We start from the raw sequence: 25,411 nt of genomic DNA, 5'->3' as shown, positions 1-25,411 counted from the left end.
ATCAGGAGCCGTGGGCGACCGCGTCCAGGTGGGGCAGGATGTGGTCCATCCGCTCGCGCTTGGTGCGCAGATAGGTGATGTTGCTCTCGCACGGCTCGATCAGCAGCGGCACCTGCTCGGCCACCTGGATGCCGTGCTGCACGAGCGCCTCGCGCTTGCGCGGGTTGTTGGACATCAGCCGCACCGAGCGCACCCCGAGGTCGTGCAGGATCTGCGCGGCGACACCGTAGTCGCGGGCGTCGACGGGCAGACCGAGCGCCAGGTTGGCCTCGACCGTGTCCAGGCCCTCCGCCTGCAGGGCCATCGCGCGCAGCTTGGCGAGCAGGCCGATGCCGCGGCCCTCGTGACCGCGCAAGTAGACGACGATGCCGCTGCCTTCGGCGACCACCGCGCGCAGTGCCGAGGCCAGCTGGTCGCCGCACTCGCAGTGCTGCGAACCGAACGCGTCCCCGGTCAGGCACTCGGAGTGCAGCCGCACCAGAACGTTCTCGCTGCCGATCTCGCCGTGGACGAGGGCGACTTGCTCGTCACCGCGGTCGTGGTCCAGGTAGCCGATCGCCTGGAATTTTCCGTACACCGTGGGCAGCGGGGCATTCACGACGCGTTCGGCGCCCGAACGCCGCTGGGACTTCTGGCCGAGGATGCCGATGTTTTCTGTCATGATCTGATTCCTAAGCAGAGACGAAAGGCCGGGAAAAGATGAGTGGTTCGGGCGCGCGTACGGCGGCTTACGGCGTGGTGCCGGCGGACACTACCGAAGACGTACGGATGCGGGGGGCGAGCGTTTCAGCACAGGTCGCCGTCCTTCCCGTGGGCAGCTTCGAACAGCATGGCCCCTTCCTTCCGCTGGCGACCGACACGCTCGTCGCCTGTGCCGTGGCACGGGAGATCGCCGAGGCGTACCCGGTGCACCTCCTCCCTCCGGTGACGGTCTCCTGCTCGCACGAGCACGCGGCCTGGCAGGGGACCGTCAGCATCTCCGCCGTGACCCTGCACGCGGTGGTCCGGGACATCGCGGACTCGCTGCGCCGCTCCGGCGTGGACGCGCTCGTCGTGGTCAACGGACACGGCGGCAACTACGTGCTGGGCAACGTCGTGCAGGAGGCCTTTGCGCGCGGCGAGAAGGCGGCGCTGTTCCCGGCGGCGGAGGACTGGGAGACGGCCCGGGAGCGGGCCGGGGTGCTCACCTCGCTGCTCACCGACATGCATGCGGGAGAAATCGAGACCTCCATTCTGCTGCACGCTCATCCCGAATTCGTCCGCCCTGGTTACGAGTCCGCCGATTTCACCGCTGACGACCGTCGTCATCTGCTCACCCTGGGAATGTCCGCCTATACCGAATCCGGCGTCATCGGCCGTCCTTCGCTGGGGTCGGCGGAAAAGGGGAAGGAACTGCTGGCGAGCCTCGTGGAATCCTTCGGCGCGACGTTCGCGTTGCTCACGTCGACCGACGCGTCCGGGGACGTACGGGGATAGCCGCGCAGCCCGCCGTACCAGCGGGCGACGAGGACGACGGCGCCGGGCAGGCTCGCCACGAAGCTGAGCACGCCGTACACCACGGCGACGGCCACTCCGCTGCTCGCGCCGAGTCCCGCGGCGCCGAACGCCCAGGCGGTGACGCCCTCGCGGGGGCCGAACCCGCCGACGTTCAGCGGCAGGCCCATGGCGACCAGGGCGAGGACCGCGAGCGGGAGCAGCACCGGCACCGAGGCACCGGATCCGGCGACACGGGCCGCCACGACGAACATCGCGACGTGACCGGCGAGGATGACCGCCGAGGACAGCGCGACACCCGGTCCGGCCTGCCGGGACAGCAGCCCCTGCCGCGCCTCGCCGAGGGTGGTGCGCAGCGCGCCCCGGCGCCGGGCGGAGGCGCGGTTCATGCGGACGGCGACGACGACGGCGAGCGCACCGACGGCGGCCAGGGCCACGAGCGGGGCGAAGCCGCGGACGTCGGCGCGGACGGGCGAGGGCAGGGTCAGCAGCACCGCCGCGCCGAACACGGTCAGCGCGATCTGCCCGGCGACCCGCTCCAGCACCACCGCCTTCACACCGCGTCGCAGGTCACCGGCGCTCTGCCCGTGCCTCACCGCCCGGTGCACATCGCCCAGGATCCCGCCGGGCAGCGCCGCGTTCAGGAACAGCGCACGGTAGTAGTCGGCCAGCGCGGGCCCGAACGGCAGCCGGAGCCGCAGCCCCCGGGCGACCAACTGCCAGCGCCACGCGCTGAACACGGTGGTGACCACGCCGATCCCCAGGGAGGCCAGCAGCGTCACCGTGTCGATGCGCCGCAGTCCGTCGAGCAGGACTCCGGTGCCCAGCCGCCAGAGCAGGGCGGCGAGGATGGCGGCACCGACGACCGTGCCGACATGGGTGCGCACCGCACGGGAGTTGAGGCGGGAGAGGAAGGTGCGGGGGGCGCGCGGGGTGTTGAGTGCGGCCGCACCGGGCGTGCGCGGGTGCGGGAGACCGTCAGGGCACGGGCCGGCATCTTCCGTACGGGCATGTGCCGTACCGAGGGGCGCCTCGCAGACCTCCGCCGCGCCCAGGAACGCCTCACGCACCTCGGTCCTTCCGAGGGACGCCGCGCCCACCTCCGCCGTGCCCAGAGACACCTCGCGCACCTCCGCCGTACCCAGAGACACCTCGCGCACCTCCGGGGTGCCCAGGGGTGTCACTCGCGGCCGGGCTCCCCTGCGTATCGTGCGCGGTCCGGTGCCGGCCCGCACCGTGCGGCTGCTCATGACGCCCCTCCCACCGGGCCCGGCAGGGCCAGCAGGTCGCTGTGGTGGACCACGACCTGCAACTCACCGGCCGCGCAGGCCGCCAGGCGCTCCTCCAGGTAGCGTTCGGCGCGCTCGCTCAGGCCCGGCTCCTGCTCGACGGCCGCACCGACCCATCCGCGCAGCCACTGCTCGGTCAGCGCGGACTCGTCGGGGCCGAGCCGCCACGGGCTCGGATCCACCCGTACCGTCGCCCCGCGCTCGGAGAACGCCTCGCAGGCCACCGTGACCGCGTCCGGACCGAGCATTCCGGTGCGCCGCTGGTGGGCGTTGAACGCCTCGGCGATCTCGGCGTCCAGCGGGTGGGAGGGGCTGAGTTCGACGCGGCCCGCCACGGACAGCGTGAGCAGCGCCGTGCAGCCGGCGCCCGTGCAGGCGGCGGCGAGGGTCTCGATCTCCTCGCGGGTGAGGACGTCCAGCAGCGCCGAGGCGGTCACCAAAGAGGCGCCGGTGAGCGCGTCGGGGGTGAGCCGGGCGACGTCGCCGCGCCGCGTCTCGACGGTGACCCGGCTGCCGTCGGCGGCGGTGCGCGCCGAGGCCACGGCGGCGAAGTGCAGCAGATAGGGGTCGCGGTCGTGCAGGATCCAGTGCTGGGCGCCGTCCAGGCGGGGTGCGAGCCAGCGGCCCATCGAGCCGGTGCCGCAGCCCAGGTCGTGCACGACCAGACCGCCCGCCCGGCCGGCCAGATTGGCCAGCCGGATGCGCAGCGGGTCCAGCAGATCCTGCGCCCGGGCGCCCGCGTCGGCGCCTTCCCGCAGTTGCAGCCACTCGGGTGCGTACCGCGGCTCCTCCTCCTGCGCGCCGTCGCGCAGCCGTACCGTGGCCCGCTCACCGGGGCCGGCCACGGGCCCGGCACCGGCGATCACCCCGGACGGGCCGCTCTCGTGCGGCGCGCCGTCCGCGACGGGCTCCTCGCCTCCGCGTCCGGACTCCGCCGCGCGGGGCCCGGACTGGGCCGGGATGCCTCCGGTCACCGTCGTCGTGTCCCTCATGCCGCCCTCCTCGGTGCTTCGGGAAGCCTGCCGAGCACCGCGGCCAGGCCGCGGGCGGTGGCCGCCCAGCCGCCGAGGGCCGCGCGGCGGCTGCGGGCCGCCGCCTTCAGCCGGCGGCGTACGTCGGGTTCGCCGAACCAGCCGCGCAGTTCGGCGGCGAGTGCGGCGGGGTCCTCCGGCGGGACGAGGATGCCGGGGACACCGCCGTCGGGGGCGCGGCCCACGGCCTCGGGCACACCGCCGACATCGGTCGCCAGCACCGGGACACCGCGGGCGAGGGCCTCGGTGATCGCCATGCCGTACGTCTCCGCGTACGAGGTGAGGACCATCAGGTCGGCCGCCGCGTAGCTGGCGTCGAGTGCGGCCCCGGACTGCGGTCCGGCGAGCTCCAGGCGGTCCTGCAGGCCGTGGTGCCGGATCTGGTCGCGCAAGTGGGCGACGTACTCGGGGTCGTTGGTCAGCCCACCGACGCACGTGCAGTGCCACGGCAGGTCCCGCACCGCTGCCAGCGCCTCCACCAGCCGGTGCTGGCCCTTGCGCGGGGTGACGGCGGCGACGCAGAGCAGGTGGGTGACGCCGTCGGTGCCGGGTGCGAGGGGCGCGATGTCGGCGCCGGGGGCGGCGACGTGCACCCGTTCGGGGGCCAGGCCGTGGTGGGAGACGAGCCGGCGGACCGCCCAGTCGCTGGTGGCGACGACCGCGGGCACCGCCCGCAGCACCGCCCGCTCGCGGGCGTCCAGGTCGGCGGCGACGGCCGCGTCCAGGCCGGTCTCGTCGCCGAGCGGCAGATGCACCAGCACGGCGAGCCGCAGCCGTTCGGCCTCGGGCACGACGACCTCCGGGACGCCGCAGGCGACCAGCCCGTCCAGCAGGACAACGGTGTCGTCCGGCAGGTCCGCCAGGGTGCGGGCGAGCGCGTCACGGTCGGCCGGCGCGGGCTCGGGCCAGCTGCCGGGCACGGGGTGCCGCACGGCCTGCCAGCCGAAGCCCGGCAGGTCCAGGCAGACCCGGCGGTCGTAGGCGTTGCCGCCGCTCGGCATGGCCGGGTCGTCGACACCGCCCGGCATCACGAAGTGCACGGTGCGCAGGGACATGGGGACGATCCCGGCGTTCTCGGAGGCGGAGGGGGCGGCGGAGGCGAGGGAGGACAGGGAGGAGGCAGGGGCGACGGCGGCGCGCTGCGCGGGCACATGGGCGAGCGGCGTCTGCCCGGCCTTCTCCAGCGTCAGATCGGTCACAGGGCACGCTCGTAACTCGCCCAGGCGATGTGCGACTCGTGCAGCGTGACGGCGATGGCCGAGAGGCCCTTGGCTCCCTCGCCCAGGGCGCCCTTGTGGACGCGTTCGGCGAGCCGGTCGGCGATGACCTTGGCCAGGAACTCGGTGGAGGTGTTGGTCCCTGCGAACTCCGGCTCGTCGTCGAGGTTGCGGTAGTTCAGTTCACCGGTGACGGCGCCCAGTTCCTGGGTGGCCAGGCCGATGTCGACGACGATGTTGTCCTCGTCCAGCTGCTCGCGACGGAAGGTGGCATCCACCAGGAAGGTGGCGCCGTGCAGTCGCTGCGCGGGCCCGAACACCTCGCCGCGGAAGCTGTGGGCGATCATGATGTGATCGCGGACGGTGATGCTGAACAACGGACGACCCTCCAGGTGCGGCGCGTCTGGTCCCCCCGGCGGTCGACTGCCGGAGGATGACGTCTAGTACGGCTCTTCGCTTCCCCGCGTTCAGCCCTGTCTCACTCTTTTCTCAGGTCAGGCCGTTCTCGCCGTACGAGATGCGGTGGCACAGGGCGGGGATCTCGCCGGAGGCGAGCCTGGGCATCAGCTCCGGCAGTTCCTCGAAGGTGCTCTCGCCGGTGACGAGGGCGTCCAGCGCCGGGTCGGCGAGCAGGTCGAGGGCGAGCGCCATCCGCTCGGCGTAGCCGCGGCCGGGGCGCGCGGCCGGGGAGACGGTGCCCACCTGGCTGCTGCGCACGGTGAGCCGGCGCGAGTGGAAGGCCTCGCCGAGCGGCAGGGCGATGCGCCGGTCTCCGTACCAGCTCAGTTCGACGACCGTACCCTCGGGGGCGAGGAGTTCGAGGCAGCGGTTGAGGCCCTGTTCGGTGGCGCTGGCGTGGATGACGAGGTCGCAGTCGCCGAGGGCGTCCGCGGGTGCGGCGAAGTCCACGCCGAGGGCTTCGGCGGTCTTCGCGCGGGCCGGGTCGGCGTCGACCAGCTGGAGCCGTATGCCGGGGAAGCGGGCGAGCAGGGCCGCCACCGAGCAGCCGACCATGCCGCCGCCGACCACCGCGATGCGGTCGCCGATCTGCGGGGAAGCGTCCCACAGGGCGTTGACGGCGGTCTCCACGGTGCCCGCGAGAACGGCCCGCCGGGCGGGCACCCGCTCGGGCACCACGGTCACGGCGTTCACCGGAACGACGTATCGGCTCTGATGCGGATACAGGCAGAAGACCGTGCGCCCCACGAGCGCCTCGGGTCCCTCCTCGACGAGCCCGACGCTCAGGTAGCCGTACTTCACCGGCGCGGGGAAGTCGCCCTCCTGGAACGGCGCCCGCATCACGGCGTGTTGACTCTCGGGCACCCCTCCGCGGAAGACCAGTGTCTCCGTGCCGCGGCTGACTCCGGAGAAGAGCGCGCGGACCAGGACCTCTCCCTCTGAGGGGTCCGGGAGAGTGATCTCGCGCAGCTCGCCGTGGCCGGGTGAGCGGAGCCAGAACGCGCGGGCCGAGCGGTTCATCGGCATCCTCCTGAACGATCGGGAAGTTGTTCACGTACCGAGAAGTGCACAGGCCGCGCAGAGTACGCGGCGTTGATCGACTCTGTCACTCGGCCGGAGGGTGTGCGGTGGCCCTGAACAACACTTTTGACGCGAGGCTCCAGCAGGAGACCGCTGTGGGAGCGGGCGTGCAGATCCTGCTGCTGGCCCTGCTCGGCACGGCGATCGGCATGGGGCCGGCCGGCTGGCTGACGGGACTTGCCTTCGCGTTCGCCACCTGGGCGGTCCTCTCCCGCGCCCTGCACCGCTCCCGGCTCAGCTCCTTCGGACCCGCCAACCGGGTCACCCTCGGCCGGGCCACCCTGGTCGGCGGGGTGACCGCGCTGGTCGCGGACTCCTTCGAGAGCACGCCGCCGGTCGCGCTGCTGGTCGGCCTGACCGCCGTCGCGCTGGTCCTGGACGGCGTGGACGGCAAGGTGGCCCGCCGCACCGGAACCTCCAGCGCGCTCGGCGCCCGCTTCGACATGGAGGTCGACGCGTTCCTGATCCTGGTGCTGAGCGTGTACGTGGCGATGCAGCTGGGCCCGTGGGTGGTGCTGATCGGCTCGATGCGCTACGCGTTCGTCGCCGCGGCCCGTGTCGCCCCCTGGCTGAACGCGCCGCTGCCCCCGTCGTTCGCCCGCAAGACGGTCGCCGCGGTCCAGGGCGTCTGCCTTCTGCTGGCCGGTGCCGAGCTGCTGCCGCTCGCCGTCAACCTGGCGGTCGTGCTGCTGGCGCTGGGCTCGCTGCTGTGGTCGTTCGGCCGGGACGTGCTGTGGCTGTGGCGCAACTCCCGCACGAGCGCCTTCGACGCTGCCGAGGAGGCACCGGTGGAGCCGCGGATGCTGGAGCTGGCGGCGCGCTGAGGGCGCAGCGCGAAGGGCCCGGACCGGTGACCGGTCCGGGCCCTTCGCTTTCCTGGGCCCTTCGCCTTTCCGGGCCCCCTCGCTTCTCCGGGCCCTTCGGGGCCCTTCGCCTGGTGACTACGACCGGGCGGAGCGGCTCCGGACGAGGGCGAAGGCGGCCGCCGCGAGGCCCAGTACGCCCACGATCAGCCCGGCGATGCCGAGGCCGCGGGCCGTGGAGTCGCTGGCGTCCGCGGCCTTGGCCGTGGCGGCGGAGGTGCTCTTGGCCGGCGCCGCGGCAGCGGTCTCGCCGCCCGCGGTGAGCTTGAGCGTGGGCGCCGGGTTCTCCGGCTCGTCCCCGCCGCTCGGCTCCTCGATCCAGCGGACCACCTTGCCGTCGGAGTAGGTCTGCAGCGTCTTGAACGTCAACTGGCCGGTGTCGTCGGGCAGCTGGCCGAAGGCGACGTCGAAGTCCTCGTACTGCCCGGCGTCGATCTTCCCGCCCGTGAAGGTGATCTCGGAGGCGGCTTCGGTGATGGTGCCGTCGTCGGTCTTGACCGGCTTCTTGAGCTTGGTGGTGGTCACCTTGGCGGTCCAGCCGTCCTGCGGGTGGACCAGGACGCCGAGGACGGGGTGGTCGGTGGGCAGGAAGACCTGCACCTTGGTGGTGGAGGCGGTGTCCTCCTCGTTGGGCACGCGGAAGGTCAGCACACCGTCCGTGGCCCCCTTGGCGTAGCTCTCCGGGTGGACGGTGACGTGCGCGCAGGCGACGCCGGCCGCGGCGAGGAATCCGGCGGCGGTCAGGGCGGTGAGGGTACCGGCACGGCGCAGGGGGATGCGGTTCGCTGAAATGACGGACATGAGTGAGTGGATCTCCGTACGAGTGACGTGGAGGAACGGGTCAGATCGGGTACGGGATCGGGGCCGGGGGCCCGCGACGGCTGACCGAGTGCCGCAACGCGGTCCGGCGGGGCGGCTCGGGGCCTTCCGGCCCCCGCAGGGCGGGACCGGCGGGGGCGGGCAGCCGGGTGCCCCGCCACCAGGCGAGAAGCCCCGCCGGTACGAGCACCGCGGCGCGGCGCAGCAGCGACCACAGCGCGGCCTCGCCCCGCCTGAGCCACCAGGAGGCGACCAGGGCGGCGAGCAGGTGCGCGACGGTGGCGTGGGCCGTCGGGTGGGTGTGCCCCGGGTGGGCGTGGGCGTACGTCATCACCATGGCGTGACCGGGCATGGACGCCATGCGGAGCATGTGCGCACGGCCCGGGACGGTGCTCTGGTGGGCCGCGTCGAAGAAGACGTGCAAGCCGGCCTGGGTGAGGAGCATGGCCACACCGATGCCGGGCAGCGACCGCTCCCGCCCGCCGAGTGTGCACCCGAGGGCGAAGACGGCCAGGAAGGCGAGGGCGTCGGCCCACAGCGGCGGCATGTCCCCCATGGCCAGGCCGTGCCCGGCGGCAGCCAGCAGTACGCACACCGCGGCGAAGACTGCGGCGCGCAGGCTCCTTACCGCCGGTGACGCACTCATCGTGAGGGATCCTCCCACGGTCGGGGGATACGTAGGGCACCGGTGCGCTGTTCAGTCACCCGTCCGGTCGCGACCATTCATGGCGCGCGCATGACAGACCAAGGAACTCGGGCGAGCGCGGTGCGGGCCGGTGGGCAGGGTCCGCCCCCTGCCCACCGGCCGTCCGGGCCCCGGCTCAGGCGGCCCGGCGTGCCTGGCCGCGGTGGACGCGGACGATGTCCGCGTACCGGTGTCCGCTGCCCTTGATCGTGCGCACCTGGGTGCGGTAGTCGACGTGGACGAGCCCGAAGCGCTTCGCGTAGCCGTACGCCCACTCGAAGTTGTCCAGCAGCGACCAGGCGAAGTAGCCGGCCAGCGGGGCGCCCTTGCGGGCCGCCGAGGCGCACGCCGCGAGATGCCGCTCCAGGTAGTCCTGGCGCTGCGGGTCGTCGACCGTGCCGTCGGCGCGGACCACGTCCGCGAAGGCCGAGCCGTTCTCCGTGACATGGATCTTCCGTGCGCCGTACTCCTCGGTGAGGCGCAGCAGCAGTGTCTCGATGCCGCTCGGGTCGATCTCCCAGTCCATGCCGGTGCGCGGCACGTCCGGGCGGCGTACGGAACGCACGCGCGGCGCGGGCCCGTCCGGGTCGTCGGCGACGTACGCCGGGAAGTAGTAGTTCAGGCCGAGCCAGTCCAGCGGGGCCGCGATGGTCTCCAGGTCGCCCGGCTGCTCGGGGAGTTCGACGCCGTACGTCTCCACCATGTCGGCGGGGAAGCCGCGGCCGTGCACCGGGTCGAGCCACCAGCGGTTGACGTGGCCGTCGTGACGGCGGGCGGCCGCCCGGTCCTCGGGGCGGTCGGTCACGGCGTACACGGTGGACAGGTTGTTGACGATGCCGACCTGTGCGCCGGGAGCTGCAGCGCGCACGGCCTGCGTGGCGAGGCCGTGGCCGAGGAGCAGGTGGTAGGAGGCGCGGACGGCGGCGGTGAGGTCCTGGCCACCGGGGGCCATCTTGCCCTCCAGATGGCCGATCCAGGCCGAGCAGGAGGGTTCGTTCAGGGTCGCCCAGAGCTTCACACGGTCACCGAGGCGTTCGGCGACCGCCGAGGCGTACTCGGCGAACGCGAGGGCGGTCGCCCGCTCCGGCCAGCCGCCGCGGTCCTGGAGCACCTGCGGCAGGTCCCAGTGGTAGAGGGTGACGGACGGGGTGATGCCCGCCTCCAGCAGGGCGTCCACCAGCTCGTCGTAGAAGGCGAGGCCCTTGGGGTTGACCGGGCCGGTCCCGCCGGGGATCACCCGCGGCCATGCCACCGACAGCCGGTAGGCGTTGACGCCGAGCCGGCGCATCAGGCCGACGTCCTCGCGCCAGCGGTGGTAGTGGTCGCAGGCGACGTCACCGTTGTCGCCGTTCGCGATCTTCCCCGGGGTGTGCGAGAAGGTGTCCCAGATCGACGGTGAACGGCCGTCCTCGGCGACGGCCCCCTCGATCTGGTACGCCGCTGTCGCCGTGCCCCACAGGAAGTCGTGCGGGAGTGCGGCGAGGTCGATGCGTTCGGACACGGAAGTCCCTTCGGAATGCGGGGTGTTGGTCACTTGACGGCGCCCGCCGTCAGACCGGCGACGAGATAGCGCTGAAGGAGCAGGAACCCGGCGACCACCGGCACGCTCACCACGAGCGAGGCGGCCATGATCTGGTTCCAGTAGACGTCGTTGAGGGTGGAATAGCCCTGGAGGCCGACGGCGAGGGTGCGGGTGGTGTCGTTGGTCATGACGGACGCGAAGAGCACCTCTCCCCACGCGGTCATGAAGGCGTAGACGGCGACCGCGACGATGCCGGGGACCGCCGCCGGCACGACGATCCTCAGGAGTGCGCCGAGCGGTCCGCAGCCGTCCACCAGGGCCGCCTCGTCCAGCTCGCGCGGCACCGAGTCGAAGTAGCCGATCAGCATCCAGATGGAGAACGGCAGCGAGAAGGTGAGGTAGGTCAGGATCAGGCCGCCGCGGGAGCCGAACAGGGCGATGCCGGTGGCGTTGCCGATGTTGACGTAGATCAGGAACAGCGGCAGGAGGAAGAGGATGCCGGGGAACATCTGCGTCGACAGCACGGTGACCGTGAACACCCGCTTGCCACGGAAGTCGTAGCGGCTGACGGCGTAGGCGGCGAACACGGCGATGACCACCGAGCAGACGGTCGCCGCGCCCGCCACGATCAGCGAGTTCACGAAGTACTTGGCGAGCGGGACCGTCGACCAGATGTCGATGTACGGCCGGATGGTCAGCCCGCTCGGCAGCCAGCGGAACTTGCCCGTGACGTCCGCGAGGGGTTTCAGCGAGCTGGAGACCATCACGTACACCGGCACCAGCACGAAGCCGGTCAGGAGAGTGAGGAAGATCCGCCGGGACCACACGAAGGAGCGCGGGGGCGCCGTCGGGGAGCTGGGGCTAGACATCGGCGGCCCTCCGTCCGCGCGAGGTGAGAAGGAGGTACACGCCGGTCACGACCAGCAGGAAGAGCAGCAGCAGGACGGACATGGCGGAGCCGGTGCCGAAGTTCCAGGTGACGAACGAGGCCTGGTAGATGTGGACCGAGACGAGGTCGGCGGCCTCGGGTGCGGCCCTGCCGAACAGGACGAACGGTGTGTTGAAGTCGTTGAACGTCCACAGGAACAGCACCAGGACCAGCACCTGGTTGACCGGCCGCAGCGAGGGCAGGGTGATGCGGCGGATCCGCTGCCACATCCCGGCTCCGTCCAGCGCCGCGGCCTCGTACAGCTCGCCCGGGATGTTCTGCAGTCCGGCCGTCACGATGAGGAAGGCGAACGGCCAGCCCTTCCAGACGGACACGGTCAGCAGGGCGTAGAAGCTGTTGTCGCCGATGAGCCAGAAGGAGGGCTTGCCGGTGAGGTGCAACTGGTCGTGCAGGACGTGGTTCACCAGGCCGTTGTCGTGCTGGAACATGAACACCCAGGTGATGACGGCCGCGTAGACCGGCAGCGCGTAGGGCACCAGGAACAGGGCGCGCAGCAGGCCGCGGCCGCGGAAGGCGTCCTGCATGAAGACGGCGGCGGCGGTGCCGATCAGCCAGCACAGGCCGACCGACAGCAGCGTGAAGCCGACGGTGACGAGGAAGGAGTGCAGCAGGGCCTCGCCGACCGGGGCGTCGAAGTCCACCGACACCCTGTAGTTGCCGAGGCCGGACCAGGGGGCGCTGCTCCAGTCGCGGAGGTAGAACTGGGTGAGTTCCTTGAAGCTCATCGCGATGCCGATGACCATCGGCACCAGGTGGACGAGGAGTTCGAGCAGCAGGGCGGGCAGGAGCAGCAGGTACGGCAGCGAGAGGCGGCGGATCCGCCCGGTGCGGCGGCGGGGTGCGCGCGCCGCACCGGGGGACGTCGTGCGCACCGGCTCCTTCAGCGCGGTGGTCGTCATTCTGCTCACGCCGCCGGCATCTGCTGCTGCGCCTTCTCCAGCTTCGCCTTGACCGAGTCGGTGGTCACCGCGCGTCCTGCGGCGGCGTCGGCGAACAGCTCCTTGACGGCCGTACCGACCGTCGTCTCGAACTGCGACTCGGAGGCCACCTGGGGCAGGGCGGCGGCGCTGGTGGCGAGGGTGCTCTTCAGGACGGCGTCGGCCGGGGCGTTGAAGGCCGCGTCCTGCTGGGCCGTCCTGACCGGCGGGATGGTGCTGTAGGCCGTGTTGAGGATCTTCTGCTCGTCGTCCCCGGTCATGAACTTCACGAACTGCGTGGCGCCGTCGAGGTTGTGGCTGTTCTTGAAGACGGCGATGTTGATGCCGGCGACCATCGAGTTGGTCTGGGTTCCGGTGCCTGGGGTCCCGGACTGCACGGGCACGGGGGCGATGCCGTAGGCGTCCTCGCTCATGCCCTGGGACTTGAGGTTGGCGGCGGCGGACTGCCACAGCAGCATGGCCTGCTTGCCCTTGGCGAAGTCGCTGACGGACTGGTTCTGCGCGTACTCGGCGTCACCGGGCGGGACGACCTTGTCCTTGGCCATCAGGCCGACGTACTGCTGGACCGCGTCGACCACCTTGGGGTCGGTGAAGTTCGGCCTGCCGTCGGGGGTGAAGAAGTCGGCGCCGTGCTGCTTGGCGAAGACGAAGACGTGGTGGATGTTCTCCGAGACGTTCGAGCCTTCGGCGCCGAGGACGGACTTGCCCTTCGCCCTGATCTTCTTTCCGTCGGCGACCAGCTCGTCCCAGGTGGCCGGGGGCTTGGAGATACCGGCGTCGGCGAATATCTGCTTGTTGTAGTAGAGCGCGTACGCCATCGAGTACAGCGGGACCGCGGCCGGGTCCTTGCCCTGGACGCCCGTCGAGCCGAGCGCGGAGTCGACGAACCGGTCCTTGCCGCCGATCTTCCCGAAGTTCTTCGCGTCCCAGGGCAGCAGCGCGCCGGTGGCCTGCAGCGAGGCGCTCCAGGTGTTGCCGATGTTGAGCACGTCCGGGCCCTGGCCGGAGGTGGTCGCGGTGAGGATCCGGTTGAGCAGGTCGGACCAGGGCACGACCTCCAGCTTCACCTTGATGCCCGTCTTCTTCTCGAACTTGTCGAGTTCGGGCTGCAGGACCTTCTTGTCGACCGCGATGCTCGCGCCCTGGTTGGAGGCCCAGTAGGTGAGCGTCTTCGGCGAGTCGTTCGACCCTCCGCCGCTGGACGAACCGCCTCCGCAGGCCGTGACCGCGAGGGCGAGAGACATGGTGACGGCGCCTACGGCCGCGGCTCGGATGCTGCGCATGGCTCCTGGGTCCCTTTCCGGGAGTCGAGAAACCCCGAGGGACCCGCTCCCGGAAGCCGACACCCCGTTCGGCTCCCGAAGCCCCTCATGGCTTAATTTAGGATGTGAGTTAAACCTCAAGAGAAACGCTCGTCAAGGGATCCGGCAGCGACTTCCCCTCCGGCGGGCGGGAATTGCGCGCGAACCAGGGAGGCCAGGTGGCAGGGCTGGGCGGCCGTACGGTCCATGACCTGCGGCGGGAGAGCCGCAGCGCCGTTCTGCAACGGTTGTATTTCGACGGCCCGATGAGCCGGCACGCCCTGTGCCCGGCGACCGGCCTGAGTTCGGGGTCCGTCAGCAACGTCGTGGCCGAACTGATCGCCGACGGGCTGGTGGAGGAGGCGGGCAGCGTCGGCTCCGAGGCCGGCCGGCCGCGCCGGCTGCTGCGGATACGGCCGGACAGCGGGCGGCTCATCGGCGTCGACGTCGGCGAGACCCGGGTCCGCGTCGAGCTGCTGGACCTCACCCTCACCGAACTGGCGCGCACGGAACGGCCCCTGGGGCCGCGCGGATACGACGTCGGCGCCGTCGTCGGCCATGTGCACGAGGGCATCGCCGAGGTGCTCGCCACGGCCCGGCTCGCCCCCGGCGAACTCCTCGGCGTCGGCATCGGTGTGCCGGGCATCGTCGAGGACACCGCCGAGTCGGGCGCCGTCGTGCACGGCCAGACGATCGGCTGGGACGCGGTCCCCCTGCAACGACTGCTGCGGACGGCCGGCCGGCTCCCTGTGCACGTCCCCTGTCACATCGACAACGGCGCCAAGACACTGGGCCAGGCCGAGATGTGGTTCGGCGCCGGGCGCGGGGCCCGCAGTGCCGTCGTGGTCCTGTTCGGCTCCGGCGTCGGTGCCTGCGTGGTCACCGAGGAGGCGGCGCAGGGCCGCGCGGTGGAGTGGGGTCATCTGACGGTACGGGTCGGCGGGCGCCGGTGCCGGTGCGGTGCACGCGGCTGCCTGGAGGCGTACGCGGGCGCGGAGGCCCTGGTGGCACGGTGGCGGGAGGCCGGCGGGCAGCCGTCGGCCGGAGCGGACGAGGAACGGGCCCTGACCGAACTCCTCGCCGCGGCCCGCCCCGCCGACGGCCGCGAGAGCGACCCTGTGGCGGCGGCCGTCCTCGCCGAGACCGCCGAGTACCTGGGCGCCGGCCTGTCCGACCTGATCAACCTCTTCCAGCCCGAACGGATCCTGATCGGCGGCTGGGCGGGGCTCCAGCTCGGCGGCGCCTTCCTGGAGGAGGTCCGCGGGCACGCCCTCGCGCACGCCCTCCGCTTCCCCGCGGGCCGGGCCGGCATCGCCCTGGGCCGCCTCGGCCCGGACGCGGTCACCGTGGGCGCGGCGGTCCTCCCCCTGGCCGCGTTCTTCTCGGCAGGCGGTCACCGCCCACGCCCCGCACCGGACACGGCACCGACACCGGCTTGGCGGACGACGGTGGAGGGACGGCCGGTGTGAGGGACGGCCGGTGTCAGGGGACGGCCGGTGTCAAAGGACGGCCGGTGAGAGGGGCGGCCGGCGTTGGGGACCTCCGGCGTTGGGGACCTCCGGCGTTGGGGATCTCCGGCGCTGTTGGGGGTGGGCTCCGCACCACGCACCGTGTCGGCTCGTGGTGCGGGACCCCCGCTCGGCTACCGCCCGCTCCCGGCTACCGCCGGACCTCGGTCACCGCCGGCCCTCGGTCACCGGACCGGCACTGCTCACCGGACCGGCACCGGTCGCGGCGCCGGGGCGTAGCCCGCGGGCCGGGTCGTGAAGGTGCCCCGGCCCTGGGTTCGGCTGCGCAACCGGGTTGCGTAGCCGAACAGTTCGGCCAGCGGCACGGTGGCGGTCAGTACCGCCGCGCCGCCCCGGTTCTCGGAGCCGGTGACCCGGCCGCGCCGGGCCGCGAGATCGCCGAGCACCCCGCCGACCGCGTCCTCGGCAACGGTGACGGTGACCTCGGCCACCGGCTCCAGCAGGGCCGTTGCACAGGCGCGCAGCGCCTCGCGCAGACCCAGCCGGCCGGCCGTGCGGAAGGCCGTGTCGGAGGAGTCCTTCACATGGGTCGAGCCGTCGGTCAGCGTGACCCGCAGCCCGGTCACCGGATGCCCGTCGAGCGGCCCCTGGGCGAGCGCGTCCCGGCATCCGGCCTCCACCGCACGCACGTACTCCTGCGGCACCCGCCCGCCGACCACGGCGGACCGGAACTCGAAGCCGGTGACGCCGGGTTCGGGACCGAGCGGCTCCACGTCCAGGACGACATGGGCGAACTGGCCCGCCCCGCCGTCCTGTTTGACGTGCCGGAACACGAACCCGCGCACGCCGTCGACGACCGTCTCGCGGTGGGCGACCCGCGGACGCCCCACGGTGACCTCGGGTCCGCCGTCCCGGCGGACCTTCTCCACCGCGACCTCCAGGTGCAGTTCACCCATCCCGGACAGGACGGTCTGCCCGGTCTCGGCGTCGGTGCGCACCACCAGCGAGGGATCCTCCTCCACCAGCCGCGCGAGCGCGGTCGCGAGCCTGCCGGTGTCGGTGGCGCGCCGTGCCTCGACGGCCACGGACACCACGGGTTCGGCGGCCACGGGCGGCTCCAGGAGCAGGGGGGCGCCCGCATCGCAGAGGGTCGAACCGGCCCGCGCCGACTTCAGCCCCGCGAGCGCGACGATGTCCCCGGCGACCGCCCGGTCCAGCTGGACATGGCGGTCCGCCATGACGCGCAGGATGCGCGCCACGCGCTCGGTGCGCCCGGCGCCCGGGTCCCACACGGTGTCTCCCTTCTCGATCGTGCCCGAGTAGATGCGTACGCAGGTCAGGCGCCCGGTGCCGCTCGCGTTCACCTTGAAGGCGAGCGCCGCGAACGGTGCCTCGGGGTCGGCGGCCCGCCGCTGCGGGCTGCCGTCGTGGACACCGCGTACGGCGGGCACGTCCAGCGGCGAGGGCAGGTAGGCCACCACCGCGTCCAGCAGCGGTTCGATGCCGCGGTTGCGGTAGGCGGAGCCGCACAGGACGACCACGCCCTCGCCGGTACGGGTGAGGTCCCTGAGGGCGGCTGCAAGGGTCTGTGCGGACAGTGCCGACCGGGCGCAGAACTCCTCCAGCGCCGCCGGATGCAGCTCGGCCACGGACTCCTCCAGGGCGCGGCGCCGGCGCAGGACGTCCTGACGCAGCTCCTCGGGAACGGGCCCCTGCACCGCCGTACCGTCACCGTCGGCCCACACCAGCGCGCGCAGGTGCACCAGGTCCACCACGCCGGTGAAGGCGTCCTCGGTGCCGATCGGCACCTGCACGACCAGCGGGGCGGGATGCAGCCGCTCCCGGATCGAGCCGACGGCCCGGTCGAGGTCGGCGCCCGCGCGGTCGAGCTTGTTCACGAAGGCGATCCTCGGTACGCCGTGCCGGTCGGCCTGCCGCCACACCGACTCGCTCTGCGGCTCGACCCCGGCGACGGCGTCGAAGACGGCGATCGCCCCGTCGAGGACCCTGAGCGAGCGTTCGACCTCGTCGGCGAAGTCGATGTGTCCGGGGGTGTCGATGAGGTTGATGCGATGGCCGTCCCAGGCGCAGCTGACGGCCGCGGCGAAGATGGTGATGCCGCGGTCGCGTTCCTGGGAGTCGAAGTCCGTGACGGTGGTGCCGTCGTGGACCTCGCCCCGCTTGTGGGTCGTACCGGTCGCGTACAGGATCCGCTCGGTGACGGTGGTCTTGCCCGCGTCGACGTGGGCGAGGATGCCGAGGTTGCGTACGGCGGTGAGAGGGTTGGTGTTCGTGCGCACGGCCCGATGCCTTTCAGGTCGGATCCCTGGACGAGGGGTCCGGAAGTCAAAAAAAAGGGGCAGCGCGATTTCCCGTGACACGCAGGGGACATGACGGCACCCGGAACCGGCGGTCTGTACCGGACGGGAGGGGTGGGAACGTCAGCCGTGCGTCACGGGCCTCCGGTGCCGGCCGCGCAGCGGGCACCGGACGGACGAGGACACCAGGATCACCTCGGACCGCGACGGGGGAACGACGACGGCGGTACGGTCACGCACGGCCGGGCTCCCCTCGGTGGTCATGGATCAGCGGTCATGCAGCGCGCCGCCGCGATGTCGGTGCGGCGCGCGGTGCAGGGCGAGTCTAGGAAAAAGCGCCGACGGCGCACACCGAATTTCCCGGCCCCTACTCTGAGGGAGGATCACGAACGGTCGCCGACGCGCCGTTTTGCGGGTCCGCGCGGTGCGGGAGGTCACGACGTGACGGCGCAGGTCCATGGGCCGGCCTGGGCACTGGAGGAGCTGGGCGTACGGTCCGGACGGTATCCGCTCGCGGTGGAGGGCCCGGTGACGCGGGCCGTGGACCGGTTGGTGCCCGGCGTGTCCACGGTGACCCGCTACATCCGTCACCACTCGCTGTACGCGGCGATCGCCGCGCATGCCGCAGAGCACGACTGGGACAGGGCGGCGTGCCGCCGGTCGGTGCGCCGGGGCGAGGTGCTGATGGCAGCCCTCCAGCACCACACGGGGACGGACCCGGCATGGCTCGCCCACGGCGTCGACCGGGTACGGGGTTTCTGGGGGGAGGAGCTGGAACTGGCGCGAGCCGCCGACGAGGAGACCCGAAGCCGCTCGTACTCACCGCGCAGCTGGGGCTTTTGGGAACAGTACGGCGGACCCGCCATGCTCCTGGGCACCGTGGCCGTCCGGGACGGCGCGCTCAGGCCCGGACGGCACCTGTGCCCTGCCCCGGTCAGGGAACTGTTCGCCCCGCTGCTGGCTCTCGTGACCAGGGATGCCGTGCCCTTCGCGGCGCTGGAAGGAGCCGGGCAGGCCGCCCTGGGTGTCCCGTGCCCGGGCGAGCGGGAATGGCTGACCGGGATTCTGACGGCGACCGGGGACGGGGGCACCCACGAACCGGACGCCTGGGAGGCCTCCGATCGCACCCGGCGCGCGAGTCTGCGCATCCTGGGCCTTGCCATCGAACTGCGCGGGCACGAGGGCGACGGACATCAGGAGACGCGCGGTGGCGGCCGTGCTGATGACGCTGCTCCTGCAGGACGCCACGCTCACCGGGGGCGGCGAGCACGATGTGCCGGCCGCCCGCGCCTGGACCATGGCCAGGGCGTTGATCGCGTGTGCGGAGCCCGCCGAGGCGGAGGATCTGCTGATCCCTCCGGAGCAGGCCCGCGCGCGGGTCGCGGCCTGGAGCGAGGTGGCACGGCTCATCGCCCTGGCCCAGGAGGACGATCCCCACGCGAAGGTGATCGAGGAGCTGGCCGGGCCCGGCCTCTCGGCCACGTGCGAGGACGGACCGTGGGAGATCACGGGCACCCTCGGCAACCCGCTGCCTGTCGTGACCAGGGCCGCGGAACGGCTCGGGCGTCACCACGCGGGCGGCGTCCTCGTCCGGGCACGCGGCCGGAGCCGACGGGCCTTCGCCGCCTGAGCCGCTCCCCACCTGGTCCTGCTGGGTCCCCCGACGCGCGTCTGGTGCACCTACCGGGTACGTCCGCCGGCCACCGCCGAGTCGCGGTTCAGCGGCGGCGACCTCTCCGCGGTACCCGGCCGTGTCGGTGCTCCGGCCCCGCTCCAAGCGGGCCCGCCGCGGGCTCTCCGGACGATCCTCGCCGAGGCAGGTCTGCCGTACCCCGACTTGATCAGGCGCTTGTTCGCACCCGGCATCCGAGAGGTACGTACACCAAAGGCACGGACGGGACGAACACCCGCACCGGGGCTGCGGGAGCAGAGCGACCACCCGCCGTCCGGCCGTCGTGCGGAGTCTCGACGGCGCTCTTGCAGCGCGTGGAATCCACCACAATGTGTCGCCTTCCGGGCGAATAAAGCATAAGAGTGGTTTTAGAGCTGGTTGCGCTCCTCCGGTAACCAGCTCCAGGGATTCAACGACCAGCGGCATGGGAGAAGCGTTTGATCACGGTACGTAAGCGACGCAACGGGCTGATGGCTACCGCCGGCGTACTCGGCGGCGTACTCGCAGTCACGGTCCTGGGCGGTACCAGCTACGCTGCCACCGGCGACAACGGCCCCGCGAAGGATCCGAAGACGCAGGCGCAGTCGGATCAGACGGGCACCCAGGACGTTTCCGACGCCCTGATAAAGATCACGCCCGGGGAAGGTGCCCACAACGTCGGGATCACCGACCCCGTCCTGGCCACCGTCAGCAACGGCAAGCTCACCAAGGTGACCATGACCGCCGTCGCGACCGGTGCCGAGATTCCGGGCACCCTGTCCGCGGACGGCACGTCCTGGAAGCCGAACGCCCCGCTGGAGCGGGCCACCAGGTATCAGGTCGCCGCAGAGGCCCAGGACGCCAAGGGCCGTCCCGCCACCGGGAACGCCACGATCACCACCGTCTCCCCGGCCAACGACTTCATCGGGCACCTCTCCCCCCTGGACGGCTCGACCGTCGGCGTGGGCATGCCGGTGACGTTCAACTTCGGCAGGGCGATCAGCGACAGGGCCGCCGTGGAGTCGAAGATCCAGGTCAGCTCCAGCAGCGGTCAGCAGGTCGTCGGTCACTGGCTCAACGCAGGCCGCCTGGACTTCCGCCCCGAGAACTACTGGACGCCCGGCTCCACCGTCACCGTGAAGCTCAACCTCCTCGGCGTCCAGAAGACGGTCACGTTCAAGATCGGCCGGAGCCAGATCAGCACCGTCGACGCCGCGACGAAGCAGATGACGGTCGTGCGGAACGGCAAGACGATCAAGACCGTCCCGATCTCGTCCGGCAGCCCCGAGCACCCGACGTACAACGGTCGGATGGTCGTCTCCGAGAAGTTCAAGCAGGTCCGCATGAGCGCTGCGAGCGTCAGCCTCACGGACAAGGACGGCAAGCCGGCGTACGACATCGGCGACGTACCGCACGCCATGCGCCTGACCGACTCGGGCACGTTCATCCATGGCAACTACTGGGGTGCCGACTCGGTCTTCGGCCACGCCAACACCAGCCACGGCTGCGTGGGCCTGAAGGACGTCAAGGGCGGCGGCGACGCCAGGCAGGCCGCCGCGTGGTTCTTCGACCACTCGATGATCGGGGACGTCGTGATCGTCAAGAACTCCCAGGACAAGAGCGCGTTGGCCCCGGACAACGGCCTCGGCGACTGGAACGTGCCGTGGTCCGAGTGGGTCTCGGGCAGCCCGACCGGCTGACGCCACCTCGCTCCACCCCTAGGAACCCGAATCCCTTCCGCCGGGCGGCGGCCGACACCATGCCGGCCGCCGCCTGCGGCGTCGGGGGCCGGCACCGCCAGAGCGCCTCCCCTCACCGCTGACGGGACCGGGGGACCACTGACAGGCTCGGGGACATCGCACGACGTGTCCAGGCCGTCGGCGCCGACGACGAGGGGACCACCCTGCGACGCCGCGCGTATCCCGATCGCCTACGGGAACACAACAAGGGCCCCGACCGTCAGGTCGAGGCCCTCGCCATGAAGAGTTGAGTTTGAGTGTCCGAGGGGGGACTTGAACCCCCACGCCCGATAAAGGGCACTAGCACCTCAAGCTAGCGCGTCTGCCATTCCGCCACCCGGACAAGGTGTCTGCCGCCTTTCCGGGGCTGTTCCCCGCGGCGACAGGGACAACAATAGCAAGGTTTCGGAGTGCCTTTCACCTGCATATCCGCCCGGTGAACGGCGGCCGGAGCGCCCTCGGACACCCCGGCCGCCGGGCCGCACGTGCGGTGACGGCAGCTGCACGCCCGGTGCCCGTTCAGGGCATGAGCTGGTACTCCGGGAAGTTCCCCGGCAGCCGTTCCCCGGTCGGCCCCTGGGTCACCGCTCTCACTAGCAGTTCCCCGCCCACGAAGGCTCCGCGCCAGGAGGCGCCGAGGCCGCCGAACAGCTCGTCGCGGTCGCCGCGGGAGCGGGGCTTGCCGTGGCCGGTCTTGAAAGCGCGGATCTGCGGCGCCAGCCGGTCGAACGTGGCCCTGTCGTCCGTGGAGAGGGTGGCGACCAGGGCGCCGTTGGAGGCATTCATCGCAGCCAGCAGTTCGGCCTCCGTGTCGACCAGGACGATCGTGTCGACCGGGCCGAAGGGTTCCGCGTGGTGCAGCGGGGAGGAACGGGGCGGGTTGAGGAGGGTGACCGGCTGGACGTAGGCCGCCGTGTCCTGGCCGGGCAGGAAGCGGGCGTCCGCCGGCCGTGCGCGGTGCAGGGGGACGGCTCCGCGGTCGACGGCCTCCGCGACCTGGTCCCGCAGCTCCTTGGCCTTCGCCGCGTTGATCACCGGGCCGAAGTCCAGCTCCGGGTACGGGTCGTCCCTGCGTTCCACCGCCAGGGGGTGGCCGACGCGGACCCGGCGCACTGCCGGGAGGTAGGCGCCGAGGAACGCGTCGAAGAGGTCGCGCTGGACCACGAACCGCGGATAGGCCGTGCAGCGCTGTTTGCCGTAGTCGAAGAGTTTCGGGACCACCGCGGCCAGTGTGTCCCAGTCCGAGTAGTTCCAGATGCCCCAGGTGTTCAGCCCCTCCTGCTCCAGGATGTGGCGCTTGCCGAGGTCGGCGACGGCCGTGGCCACCGCGGCGCCGGTGTCGCGGCCGCCGACGAAGGACACGCAGCCGATCTCAGGCGCCCGCACCAGCGCCTGGGACAGCTCGCCCCCGCTGCCGCTGACCAGGGTGACGGGGAGCCCTTCGCGGGCGGCGAGCGCCGCGGCCAGGGTCAGGCAGGCGACGCCGCCGTCGGTCGGGGTCTTGGCGATGACCGCGTTGCCCGCGAGCGCCTGGACCAGCATGGCGTGGACGAGCACGCTCATCGGGTAGTTCCAGCTCGCGATGTTGGACACCGGACCGTCCAGCGGTGTCCGGCCGGCCATCATCGGCTCGATGCCGTCCAGGTACCACCGGACCCCGTCGATGCCCCGGTCGACGTCCGCCCGGGCGAGCCGCCAGGGCTTGCCGATCTCCCAGACGAGGAGCAGTGCGAGCAGGTCACGGTGTTCGGTGAGTGCGTCGAGAGTGGCCGCGACCCGCGCCCGGCGCTCGGCGAGCGGAATGTGCCGCCAGGCGCGGTGCTGGTCGAGCGAGGCCCTGACGGCCTGGTGTGCGGCGGCCCGGTCCAGGCGGGGCGGGCCCGCGATCGGGCCGCCGTCGACCGGGCTGGTGGCGGGCAGTGCGCGGCCGTCCGGCCGCCAGGCGGTGTTCCAGAGGTTGAGGACGCGGTCGTCCCGGAAGGCCTCGGGCGCGACGGCGAGGCAGTTGCGCCAGGCCTCGGACCAGGACGTTCCGGTCTTGACGGTGAGGGTGGGTGCCATGTGATCGCTCCACTCCCGGTGCACGGTCGAGAGAAAAGGGCTGAGATCGGGCAGACGGACCTGCTGGAGGCTGTCGGCCGTCCGGCGCACGACTCGCACCCTGATGTGCCGGACGTCGTGCGCGAAGGTACCGAAGGCTCGCGGAAGCCGACAGTCACCCGGAGTGGACTATGAGTGACATCACTGTGCCCGGGCCGGCTGTGCGAGCGCCGGCTCCGCCGTCCCGGTCGGGGTGCTTCCCACCCTGACGCCGCTCGCCTCCAGCGCCGCTTTCTTCGCCCGAGCGGTGCCGCAGGAGCCGGATCCGGTGATGTCGGCGGGGATGATGCCGGCGTGGACCGGCCGGGGCTGACCAGGCCGGGGCAGTTCGGGCCGATGACGCGGGTGCCGCGCCGTGCGGCGTGGGCGTTGAAGGCGACGGTGTCGCCGACGGGGACCTTGCTCTGCCGGGTGAGGTAGATCGCCCTGTCCCGTCCCCTCAGGCGGTGCGGGCGAGTTCGGCGGCCCGGTGGGCGGCGCCGTCCATGGTGACGGCGGTGATGGCCCTGCTGCTGCGCCGGCCCGGCAGTCGGCAGTCGGCAGTCGGCAGTCGGCAGTCGGCAGGAGCCGTACGACGCGTCGGTCAGGTCGCGTTCCGCTCGTGGTACGAGGCCCGCGTGTGCTCGGTGTGTTCACGCATCAGGTGCGTGGCACGCTGCTCGTCATGCGCCGCGATCGCGGTGATCAGCCCGCGGTGCTCGATCCACGACTGCCGCCCGCGCTGCCGGGCCACCGGCGTGTAGTACCAGCGCACCCGGCGGTCGACCTGGGCGGCCAGTTCGCCGAGGACCGTGTTGCCCGCCAGTTCCCTCACCTTGGTGTGGAAGGCCGCGTGGAGAGCGACCGCGCGGTCCACGTCCTCGGCGGCGACCGCCTTCTCGCCCTGGTCGCACAGCTCCTCCAGCGCGCCGATGCCCGTCTCGTCGGCGTTCAGGGCGGCGAGCCGGGCCGCCTCCGCCTCCAGGAGCGTGCGGACCGTCAGCAGCTGGTCGGCCTCTTCCTCGGTGGGCTCGTGGACGAACGCGCCCTGCGCCGGCCGCAGGTCGACCCAGCCCTCGGTGTTCAGCCGCTGCAGCGCCTCGCGCACGGGCTGCCGGGAGACGCCGAGATGACCGGCGAGTTCGCTCTCCACGAGGTGCTGGCCGGGCTGCAGGACGCGGGTGGTGATCAGCTCCAGCAGTGCCTCGTAGACGCGGTCGCGCAGCGGGCCGGGGCGTTCCAGCTTGGGCACGGTCCCCTGCGGCAGTCCGGTCGGCAACATCGCGGTCCCCCTGGGCTGGCTGCCGTACACAGCGGACGGTGTGCGGCACACGGTGGACTGCCCACTGTGAATTGTCTTTCGTCTACAGTCTACGGTGCACGAAAGCCGGGGGAAGCGGGAGTTGAGCGGGTCACACCACCCATACACCCTCCCCCGCGCGCGGCTTCACGGGCACCGCACGACCTGCCCGGCGTACGACAGGTTGCCGCCGAAGCCGAACAGCAGGGCCGCGTCGCCGCTGCGGACCGCGCCCCGTTCGATCAGCTTGGACAGGGCGAGCGGGATGCTGGCCGCGGAGGTGTTCCCGGACTCGGTGACATCGCGGGCGATCACCGCGTTGACGGCACCGATCTTCTCCGCGAGCGGCTCGATGATGCGCAGATTGGCCTGGTGCAGGACGACCGCGGCGAGGTCGGCGGGGTCGGTTCCGGCCTTCTCGCAGGCGCTTCGGGCGATGGCCGGCAGCCGGGTGGTGGCCCAGCGGTAGACGCTCTGTCCCTCCTGGGCGAACCGGGGCGGTGTGCCCTCGATGCGCACCGCGTTGCCCATCTGGGGCACCGATCCCCACAGCACCGGGCCGATCCCGGGCTCCTCGCCGGGGGCGCACGCCTCGACGACGGCCGCGCCGGCACCGTCGCCGACCAGGACGCAGGTGGTGCGGTCGCTCCAGTCGGTGACCTCGGACATCTTGTCGGCGCCGATGACGAGCGCACGGGTCGCCGCGCCCGCCCGGACCGTGTGGTCGGCGGTGGCGAGGGCGTGGGTGAAGCCGGCGCAGACGACGTTCACGTCCATCGCGGCCGGCTGCGGGACGCCCAGGCGGGCGGCCACCCGGGCTGCGGTGTTCGGTGAGCGGTCGATCGCGGTGGAGGTGGCGACGAGGACCAGGTCGATGTCGCCGGGGGTGAGCCCGGCCGCGGCGAGGGCCTTGGCGGCGGCGTGCGCGGCCAGTTCGTCGACCGGCTCGTCGGGTCCGGCGATGTGCCGGGTCCGAATGCCGACCCGGCTGCGGATCCACTCGTCGCTGGTGTCGACCATGCTCGCCAGGTCCTCGTTGGTGAGCACTCTGGCGGGCTGGTAGTGACCGATGGCGGCGATACGCGTGCCGTTCATGGCGGGATCCCCCTCGTTGCCGTGGGTAGCGGGATCCACCAGTCTGATCAGTGACTCACGGGTACGAGGGCAGGTGAAGTCACAGGAATCGGGCGTCGGGGTTGTCGGCTTCC

Annotated in this window: 20 protein-coding genes, 1 tRNA gene and 2 pseudogenes; 5 read left to right on the top strand and 18 right to left on the bottom strand. The window is 72.1% G+C overall.

What is annotated here, in order from left to right; genetic code table 11:
* Position 1: 1 nt before the first annotated feature.
* The gene (gene ribA, locus ACFZCP_RS16795) at positions 2-661 is read right to left on the bottom strand and encodes a GTP cyclohydrolase II (RefSeq protein ID WP_362682728.1); all 660 of its coding nucleotides are present in this window, start codon (positions 659-661) and stop codon (positions 2-4) included.
* A gap of 38 nt (positions 662-699) precedes the next feature.
* Here ribA and ACFZCP_RS16790 point away from each other — a divergent pair.
* Positions 700-1,359: pseudogene (locus ACFZCP_RS16790) on the top strand (creatininase family protein); the annotation flags it as partial.
* Here the strand turns inward: ACFZCP_RS16790 and ACFZCP_RS16785 are convergent.
* The 5 genes from ACFZCP_RS16785 to ACFZCP_RS16765 all read right to left on the bottom strand — a co-directional run bounded on the left by ACFZCP_RS16785 (position 1,332) and on the right by ACFZCP_RS16765 (position 6,510).
* Positions 1,332-2,744: a lysylphosphatidylglycerol synthase domain-containing protein gene (locus ACFZCP_RS16785; protein WP_391427761.1), complete on the bottom strand. Its 1,413-nt coding sequence runs from the start codon at positions 2,742-2,744 to the stop codon at positions 1,332-1,334. The pseudogene ACFZCP_RS16790 and the gene ACFZCP_RS16785 sit on opposite strands and share 28 nt — an antisense overlap.
* Positions 2,741-3,775: a methyltransferase domain-containing protein gene (locus ACFZCP_RS16780; protein ID WP_391427760.1), complete on the bottom strand. Its 1,035-nt coding sequence runs from the start codon at positions 3,773-3,775 to the stop codon at positions 2,741-2,743. Before ACFZCP_RS16780 ends, ACFZCP_RS16785 begins: the two co-directional genes overlap by 4 nt.
* On the bottom strand, positions 3,772-5,013 hold the full coding sequence (locus ACFZCP_RS16775; RefSeq protein WP_391427759.1) for a glycosyltransferase: 1,242 nt from the start codon (positions 5,011-5,013) through the stop codon (positions 3,772-3,774). Before ACFZCP_RS16775 ends, ACFZCP_RS16780 begins: the two co-directional genes overlap by 4 nt.
* A complete protein-coding gene (locus ACFZCP_RS16770; RefSeq protein ID WP_362682740.1) occupies positions 5,010-5,408 on the bottom strand; it encodes a 6-carboxytetrahydropterin synthase in 399 nt (132 codons plus the stop codon). Before ACFZCP_RS16770 ends, ACFZCP_RS16775 begins: the two co-directional genes overlap by 4 nt.
* 112 nt (positions 5,409-5,520) lie before the next feature.
* Positions 5,521-6,510 carry a dehydrogenase gene (locus ACFZCP_RS16765; RefSeq protein WP_391427758.1) on the bottom strand — a complete coding sequence of 330 codons (990 nt, stop codon included), beginning with the start codon at positions 6,508-6,510 and terminating at the stop codon, positions 5,521-5,523.
* Between the two features lie 107 nt (positions 6,511-6,617).
* On the opposite strand from ACFZCP_RS16765, the gene ACFZCP_RS16760 reads away from it, so the two are divergent.
* The gene (locus tag ACFZCP_RS16760; RefSeq protein ID WP_391427756.1) at positions 6,618-7,394 is read left to right on the top strand and encodes a CDP-alcohol phosphatidyltransferase family protein; all 777 of its coding nucleotides are present in this window, start codon (positions 6,618-6,620) and stop codon (positions 7,392-7,394) included.
* 117 nt (positions 7,395-7,511) lie between these two features.
* On the opposite strand, the gene ACFZCP_RS16755 is transcribed toward ACFZCP_RS16760, so the two are convergent.
* From ACFZCP_RS16755 to ACFZCP_RS16730, 6 genes are all read right to left on the bottom strand, one after another.
* Positions 7,512-8,234 (bottom strand): DUF1775 domain-containing protein, encoded by a 723-nt coding sequence (locus ACFZCP_RS16755; RefSeq protein ID WP_391427755.1) that lies wholly within the window; start codon positions 8,232-8,234, stop codon positions 7,512-7,514.
* Between the two features lie 40 nt (positions 8,235-8,274).
* Positions 8,275-8,898 (bottom strand): hypothetical protein, encoded by a 624-nt coding sequence (locus ACFZCP_RS16750; protein ID WP_391427754.1) that lies wholly within the window; start codon positions 8,896-8,898, stop codon positions 8,275-8,277.
* A gap of 175 nt (positions 8,899-9,073) precedes the next feature.
* Positions 9,074-10,438 (bottom strand): GH1 family beta-glucosidase, encoded by a 1,365-nt coding sequence (locus tag ACFZCP_RS16745; RefSeq protein WP_391427753.1) that lies wholly within the window; start codon positions 10,436-10,438, stop codon positions 9,074-9,076.
* 29 nt (positions 10,439-10,467) lie between these two features.
* Positions 10,468-11,328: a carbohydrate ABC transporter permease gene (locus ACFZCP_RS16740; protein ID WP_362682755.1), complete on the bottom strand. Its 861-nt coding sequence runs from the start codon at positions 11,326-11,328 to the stop codon at positions 10,468-10,470.
* Complete coding sequence (locus ACFZCP_RS16735) at positions 11,321-12,307, bottom strand: ABC transporter permease subunit (RefSeq protein ID WP_391427945.1); 987 nt, start codon at positions 12,305-12,307, stop codon at positions 11,321-11,323. Before ACFZCP_RS16735 ends, ACFZCP_RS16740 begins: the two co-directional genes overlap by 8 nt.
* Before the next feature lie 5 nt (positions 12,308-12,312).
* Positions 12,313-13,629, bottom strand: a complete 1,317-nt coding sequence (locus ACFZCP_RS16730) for an extracellular solute-binding protein (RefSeq protein ID WP_391427752.1) — start codon at positions 13,627-13,629, stop codon at positions 12,313-12,315.
* A gap of 197 nt (positions 13,630-13,826) precedes the next feature.
* Here ACFZCP_RS16730 and ACFZCP_RS16725 point away from each other — a divergent pair, with 197 nt between their 5' ends.
* Entirely contained in the window at positions 13,827-15,116 is a 1,290-nt protein-coding gene (locus ACFZCP_RS16725; RefSeq protein WP_391427751.1) for an ROK family protein, read from the top strand.
* A gap of 242 nt (positions 15,117-15,358) precedes the next feature.
* On the opposite strand, the gene fusA is transcribed toward ACFZCP_RS16725, so the two are convergent.
* Positions 15,359-17,416 carry an elongation factor G gene (gene fusA, locus ACFZCP_RS16720; protein ID WP_391427750.1) on the bottom strand — a complete coding sequence of 686 codons (2,058 nt, stop codon included), beginning with the start codon at positions 17,414-17,416 and terminating at the stop codon, positions 15,359-15,361.
* Between the two features lie 1,225 nt (positions 17,417-18,641).
* Here fusA and ACFZCP_RS16715 point away from each other — a divergent pair.
* Together ACFZCP_RS16715 and ACFZCP_RS16710 are read left to right on the top strand one after the other, a co-directional pair.
* Positions 18,642-19,064 carry a hypothetical protein gene (locus ACFZCP_RS16715; protein WP_391427748.1) on the top strand — a complete coding sequence of 141 codons (423 nt, stop codon included), beginning with the start codon at positions 18,642-18,644 and terminating at the stop codon, positions 19,062-19,064.
* 512 nt (positions 19,065-19,576) lie between these two features.
* On the top strand, positions 19,577-20,785 hold the full coding sequence (locus ACFZCP_RS16710; RefSeq protein WP_391427944.1) for an Ig-like domain-containing protein: 1,209 nt from the start codon (positions 19,577-19,579) through the stop codon (positions 20,783-20,785).
* A 297-nt stretch (positions 20,786-21,082) separates the two neighbouring features.
* Here the strand turns inward: ACFZCP_RS16710 and ACFZCP_RS16705 are convergent.
* From ACFZCP_RS16705 to ACFZCP_RS16685, 5 genes and pseudogenes are all read right to left on the bottom strand, one after another.
* Positions 21,083-21,167: transfer RNA gene (locus ACFZCP_RS16705), tRNA-Leu, on the bottom strand.
* A gap of 176 nt (positions 21,168-21,343) precedes the next feature.
* On the bottom strand, positions 21,344-22,885 hold the full coding sequence (locus tag ACFZCP_RS16700) for an aldehyde dehydrogenase family protein (RefSeq protein ID WP_391427747.1): 1,542 nt from the start codon (positions 22,883-22,885) through the stop codon (positions 21,344-21,346).
* A 288-nt stretch (positions 22,886-23,173) separates the two neighbouring features.
* A pseudogene (locus ACFZCP_RS16695) lies at positions 23,174-23,322 on the bottom strand (succinate--CoA ligase subunit alpha); the annotation flags it as partial.
* 185 nt (positions 23,323-23,507) lie between these two features.
* A complete protein-coding gene (locus tag ACFZCP_RS16690; protein ID WP_391427746.1) occupies positions 23,508-24,185 on the bottom strand; it encodes an FCD domain-containing protein in 678 nt (225 codons plus the stop codon).
* Between the two features lie 165 nt (positions 24,186-24,350).
* Positions 24,351-25,298, bottom strand: a complete 948-nt coding sequence (locus tag ACFZCP_RS16685; RefSeq protein WP_391427745.1) for a beta-ketoacyl-ACP synthase 3 — start codon at positions 25,296-25,298, stop codon at positions 24,351-24,353.
* Positions 25,299-25,411: the final 113 nt, after the last annotated feature.

This window comes from Streptomyces sp. NPDC007971 (assembly GCF_042958635.1).
Lineage (GTDB): Bacteria > Actinomycetota > Actinomycetes > Streptomycetales > Streptomycetaceae > Streptomyces.
This window is presented reverse-complemented; position numbering and strand designations above follow the sequence as displayed.

Coding starts and splice junctions, on each gene's coding strand:
- ACFZCP_RS16750 (WP_391427754.1), bottom strand. CDS start 8,898: ATGAGTGCGTCACCGGCGGTAAGGAGCCTGCGCGCCGCAGTCTTCGCC.
- ACFZCP_RS16700 (WP_391427747.1), bottom strand. CDS start 22,885: ATGGCACCCACCCTCACCGTCAAGACCGGAACGTCCTGGTCCGAGGCC.
- ribA (WP_362682728.1), bottom strand. CDS start 661: ATGACAGAAAACATCGGCATCCTCGGCCAGAAGTCCCAGCGGCGTTCG.
- ACFZCP_RS16730 (WP_391427752.1), bottom strand. CDS start 13,629: ATGCGCAGCATCCGAGCCGCGGCCGTAGGCGCCGTCACCATGTCTCTC.
- ACFZCP_RS16785 (WP_391427761.1), bottom strand. CDS start 2,744: ATGAGCAGCCGCACGGTGCGGGCCGGCACCGGACCGCGCACGATACGC.
- ACFZCP_RS16685 (WP_391427745.1), bottom strand. CDS start 25,298: ATGAACGGCACGCGTATCGCCGCCATCGGTCACTACCAGCCCGCCAGA.
- ACFZCP_RS16735 (WP_391427945.1), bottom strand. CDS start 12,307: ATGACGACCACCGCGCTGAAGGAGCCGGTGCGCACGACGTCCCCCGGT.
- ACFZCP_RS16755 (WP_391427755.1), bottom strand. CDS start 8,234: ATGTCCGTCATTTCAGCGAACCGCATCCCCCTGCGCCGTGCCGGTACC.
- ACFZCP_RS16740 (WP_362682755.1), bottom strand. CDS start 11,328: ATGTCTAGCCCCAGCTCCCCGACGGCGCCCCCGCGCTCCTTCGTGTGG.
- ACFZCP_RS16710 (WP_391427944.1), top strand. CDS start 19,577: ATGGCTACCGCCGGCGTACTCGGCGGCGTACTCGCAGTCACGGTCCTG.
- ACFZCP_RS16690 (WP_391427746.1), bottom strand. CDS start 24,185: ATGTTGCCGACCGGACTGCCGCAGGGGACCGTGCCCAAGCTGGAACGC.
- ACFZCP_RS16765 (WP_391427758.1), bottom strand. CDS start 6,510: ATGAACCGCTCGGCCCGCGCGTTCTGGCTCCGCTCACCCGGCCACGGC.
- ACFZCP_RS16780 (WP_391427760.1), bottom strand. CDS start 3,775: ATGAGGGACACGACGACGGTGACCGGAGGCATCCCGGCCCAGTCCGGG.